At 56.0% G+C, this 4,750-nt stretch carries 4 protein-coding genes; 1 reads left to right on the top strand and 3 read right to left on the bottom strand.

The window, feature by feature from the left end:
• Nucleotides 1–32 precede the first annotated feature (32 nt).
• The 3 genes from M3P21_RS22070 to M3P21_RS22080 form a co-directional block, all read right to left on the bottom strand.
• Nucleotides 33–830, bottom strand: coding sequence for a type II toxin-antitoxin system death-on-curing family toxin (locus M3P21_RS22070; RefSeq protein ID WP_249713666.1), 798 nt, complete (start codon nucleotides 828–830; stop codon nucleotides 33–35).
• 142 nt (nucleotides 831–972) lie between these two features.
• Complete coding sequence (gene parE, locus M3P21_RS22075) at nucleotides 973–2,931, bottom strand: DNA topoisomerase IV subunit B (protein ID WP_249713667.1); 1,959 nt, start codon at nucleotides 2,929–2,931, stop codon at nucleotides 973–975.
• A 173-nt stretch (nucleotides 2,932–3,104) separates the two neighbouring features.
• Nucleotides 3,105–3,932 carry an SDR family NAD(P)-dependent oxidoreductase gene (locus M3P21_RS22080; protein WP_249713668.1) on the bottom strand — a complete coding sequence of 276 codons (828 nt, stop codon included), beginning with the start codon at nucleotides 3,930–3,932 and terminating at the stop codon, nucleotides 3,105–3,107.
• Between the two features lie 213 nt (nucleotides 3,933–4,145).
• Between M3P21_RS22080 and M3P21_RS22085 the strand changes: the two genes are divergently transcribed.
• Nucleotides 4,146–4,750: peroxidase-related enzyme (locus tag M3P21_RS22085; protein WP_249713669.1), on the top strand; the 605-nt coding region annotated here is incomplete at its 3' end.

The raw sequence follows: 4,750 nt of genomic DNA on the forward strand, positions 1-4,750 counted from the left end.
GCTCTTATCCCAAGTTTTCCGCCATTTGCAGATTATCTATAGGCCAAATTTTGGAGGGCTGTACGATAGCTATTGATTAGCTGGAATGTTGGCTGAGCATCTCGTAGCAATACTTCGCCATCAAAACCATCTTGATCTGACAACCCACATTTTTGTCTGACTAGTTTCAATGTGTTGTCCGGAACATCCACGCCATCACCATGGTAAGCTATTGTGGCAAGGACGGTTTCCTTGCGCTCCACTTTGTCAGAGAACCAAAATCTGTGAATTGTCCTGGTTTCGATCTGAACTAAGTCGATTGTCCCTTTGTGGCAATTCTTGAACTGAAATCCATTGGATTCCACTATGTTTTTTAACTGCCTAAATTTGATGGTCTTATTTAGTCGCGCTACTTTTCGAGAATTTTTCTCTAAATACCTTCCCAAATACCTTATCTCAGGGTGTGTTTCTCCTTTCTTTAGAATTTTCTGCAGAGCGGACTTTCGTGATATTGAGTCGTTTGCGATCTCAACCATCAGATCTTCGAATTCCTTTTCGCTTACAGTTATTACCTTCCCCATTTTGTGAAGCTGAAGTAATGCGCATAAAAAAGCACTGCGTTTATTGCCGTCGTAGAACGGGTGGTTTTTTATGATGCCAAATACCAAGGTGGCAATTTTTTCATAATCAGTTCCGTACAAATCATGGCCCCCGAACCCTGCGAACTGTCGTTCGACGGTAGAAATAAATGTGTTCAGATCCTTTATCCCTATTCCACCTAACCCGTATCCTTGTCTCCTGAAAAAGTCGACAATGGAGAAATGTACATCCAAAACGTCCTCGTAGCTCAAGCCGTAAGTTTTTCCATTCTGTCTGACAAATTCCGGTAATAGAGTAGCTTGCCGATTTCTTTCGGAAACCAGCTCTTTCGAAAGTAGGTGAATCATTTGGTTGGGCTGTACTTCTGTAGGTCAGTTGTTGGTGTTCGATGCGCTAAACATCTAGCTCTTCTACAAACCGCGCGTTCTCCTGAATGTATTGGAACCGCAGTTCGGGTTTCTTGCCCATCAGGCGTTCGACGAGGTCTCCGGTCTCGCCGGGTTCGTCCTCGTCTATGGTGACGCGGATCAGTTTGCGGCTGTCCGGGTCCATGGTGGTTTCCTTGAGGTCCTTGGCGTCCATCTCACCCAGACCCTTGAAGCGGGAAACGTCGATCTTGCCTTTGCCGCCAAGGCCTTTCTCCATCCACACGTCCCGCTCGGACTCGTCCAGACAATAGACCCGTTTGGCACCTTGGGTCAGGCGATACAAAGGCGGGCAGGCCAGATACAAGTGGCCTGCGTCGATCATCGGGCGCATCTGGGTGAAGAAGAAGGTCATCAGGAGCGCGGCGATATGCGCGCCGTCCACGTCCGCGTCGGTCATGATGATGATCTTGTCATAGCGCAGATCGTCGATGTTGAACTTGGTGCCCAGACCCACACCCAGCGCCTGCGTCAGGTCGCTGATTTCAGCGTTCGAGCCCAGTTTCGAGCTGGCCGCGCCCAGCACGTTCAGAATCTTGCCACGCAGGGGCAGCAGCGCCTGATTCTTGCGATTGCGCGCCATTTTGGCGGAGCCGCCCGCCGAGTCGCCCTCGACAATGAACAATTCGGTGCCGTCGCGGGTGTTGGAGGAACAATCGACCAGCTTGCCGGGCAGGCGCAGTTTCTTGGTCGCCGTTTTTCGCGCGGTTTCCTTTTCCTGACGGCGGCGCAGGCGTTCCTCGGAGCGCAGCACGAGGAAATCGAGGATCGCGCCTGCGGACTTGGTATCAGCGGCGAGCCAGTTGTCGAAATGGTCGCGCACGGCGTTTTCCACCAGCCGCTGCGCCTCGACCGTGGCCAGACGGTCCTTGGTCTGGCCGACAAACTCCGGCTCGCGGATGAAGCAGGACACCAGCGCGCAGCCGCCCGTGATCAGGTCATCGCGGGTGATCTGGGCGGCCTTCTTGTTGTTGGTCAGCTCGCCATAGGCCTTGATGCCCTTGAGAATCGCGGCCCAGAAACCTGCCACATGGGTGCCGCCCTCGGGGGTGGGGACGGTGTTACAATAGGACTGGATGAAGCCATCGCGCGAGGGCGTCCAGTTGATCGCCCATTCGACCTTGCCGGGTGTGTTGAACTTTTCCTGAAAGTCCACGGTGCCCGCGAAAGGCTGTTCGGCATAGGTGGAGGAGCCGTTCATCGATTCCTTGAGATAGTCGGACAGGCCGCCGGGGAAGTGGAAGCTGGCCTCGGTCGGGGTCTCGCCGTCGTCGATGGCGGTTTTCCAGCGAATCTCGACGCCCGAGAACAGATAGGCCTTGGAGCGGATGGATTTGAACAGGCGGGCCGGTTTGAATTTGTGATGGCCGAATATCTCGGGGTCGGCGTGGAAGGTTACGGTGGTGCCGCGCCGGTTGGGGGCGGCGCCGACCTTTTCCACCGGCCCCTGCGGGGTGCCGCGCGAGAAGCGTTGTTCAAAGAGCTGCTTGTCGCGGGCCACCTGAACGACCATGGAATCGCTCAGCGCATTGACCACCGAAGCACCCACCCCATGCAGGCCGCCCGAGGTCTGATAGGCCTTGCCCGAGAATTTGCCACCTGCGTGCAGGGTGCACAGGATCACCTCAAGCGCCGATTTGTCGGGGAATTTCGGATGCGGGTCGATCGGGATGCCGCGCCCGTTGTCGCGCACGGTCAGGGCGTAGTCGGCGTGCAGTTCCACCTCGATCCGGTTGGCATGGCCTGCCACGGCCTCATCCATCGAGTTGTCGAGGATTTCGGCCACCATGTGGTGCAGCGCCCGCTCATCGGTGCCGCCGATATACATGCCGGGCCGCTTGCGCACGGGTTCCAGCCCCTCAAGCACCTCGATAGAGGAGGCGTCATAGGTTGCGGTCGCATCGGGCGTCAATAGATCGTCGGGCATGTCGGCTGCTCTTGTTCTTGAGTTTTTCATATTATGGCAGGTGATGTGGTTCGGGGGAAGGGGGACGCGAGGTGTTGTGGACAAAGGCCGAGAGCCGCCCTGCGTTTTTGCGGCGTTCCAGCGCAGGACACGTATTCCCCGCAAGCGGGCAAAGCGGTCGCTCGCCTCACGATCTACAAATCGATTAACCTGCGCTCGTATAGCATTGCTTCGGACTGTTTGAAGGCTGTTTCAGGAACGTGGTCGTGGGAGAATATCCAAAACTGGCCTTTGCGAATCCCGTCAACCACACATGCCGCGACGTCTTCAGGGGGCATACCGTTGGCAACAGCATCGTTCACCAGGTCGCGAAAGGCGTGTGTTTCTGCTGAAACTTCTACAGGTCTTTGCGCTGTGTCGGGGCGTTCTCGCGCGCTATCGAGGATATGCGTCTTTACCGCACCGGGGCACAGCACAGAAGCCGTTACATCAGACTGGGTTGCGCGCAAATCGCGCGCAAGAGACTGCATCAATCCAATCACCGCAAATTTCGAGGTATTGTAAGCCGCGAGATAGGGTGTCCCGTACAGGCCGGACTCCGAGGCGGTGGCATTGATGTGGCCTTCTCCCTGTGCTTCGAAAATTGGCAGGAAAACATGAATGCCATGGATGACACCCCAAAGATTGACGGACAGCACCCACTCCCATTCTGCGATCGTCGTTTCTGCCGTCGATGCGAAAGGTCCAATGCCGGCATTGTTGCAGAGCAGATGAACCGCGCCAAAAGCGCGGATTGCCTCGTTCGCCACACGCTGCACGTCATCAAGTTTCGAGACATCCGCTGTTACGGTTACGCTCTTGCCACCCATTGCCAAAATGGCGGCGGCAGTGTCATCAAGCGGCGGTTGATGATGACCGACGAGAACAACGTTCATACCCGACTTGGCCAGCGAAATTGCAAGCCCTCGGCCGATGCCGCTTCCCGCGCCCGTCACAATTGCGGTTTTTCCATCTATATCCATGTTTCGCCCCGTTGGTGTCTGATTGAACTTAGGAGTGGATATCGTGTTCTACACTAGCCTTGCTTGATGCATAGCATGGGAAATTGGACGCGGTCGTCTCTCGTCGGGCATAAGCGTGAATTATCAACCATCATTTGCCTGGTAAGGACTCGATCGGGACATGGATCGCAGGTATGTCTCGGCGTTCAATCAATGGGCAGTAGAGGCAATATCATGAGCTGGATCAGAACCATCCCTTTTGACGAGGCCACCGGCAAACTCAGGCGGCTCTATGAGCGGGTGACCGGGCCGGGCAACAATGTCGACAATATCATGATGGCTCATTCCCTGCGCCCGCATTCGATGGAGGGGCATATGGCCCTTTACAAGAATGTGCTGCACCATACGGGCAACAGCCTGCCGAAGTGGTTTCTTGAGGTTCTGGGGGTCTGGGTCAGCTCGCTCAATGGCTGCGGCTATTGTGTCGAGCATCACTTCAAGGGTTTGCAGCGCCTGCTGGGTGACACGGCCCGTGGCGATGCGATCCGCGCCGCCATTGAAGCGCGCGCGCCAGAACAGGCCCCGCTGGAGCCGGCGCAGATCGCAGCGATGCACTATGCGCGGAAACTGACGCTCAGCCCGGCGGATATGGTCGAGGCCGATGTGGTGGCCCTGAAGCAGGCAGGGTTCGATGATGGTCAGATACTGGAGGTCAATCAGGTCACCGCCTATTTCGCCTATGCCAACCGGACGGTGCTGGGGCTGGGTTGTTCGACCAAGGGCGATGATCTGGGCCTGTCGCCGGGAAACTCCGATGATCCTGACGACTGGGGCCACAA

It is taken from the genome of Ruegeria spongiae, from assembly GCF_023502395.1.
Classification (GTDB): Bacteria; Pseudomonadota; Alphaproteobacteria; order Rhodobacterales; family Rhodobacteraceae; genus Ruegeria_C; species Ruegeria_C spongiae.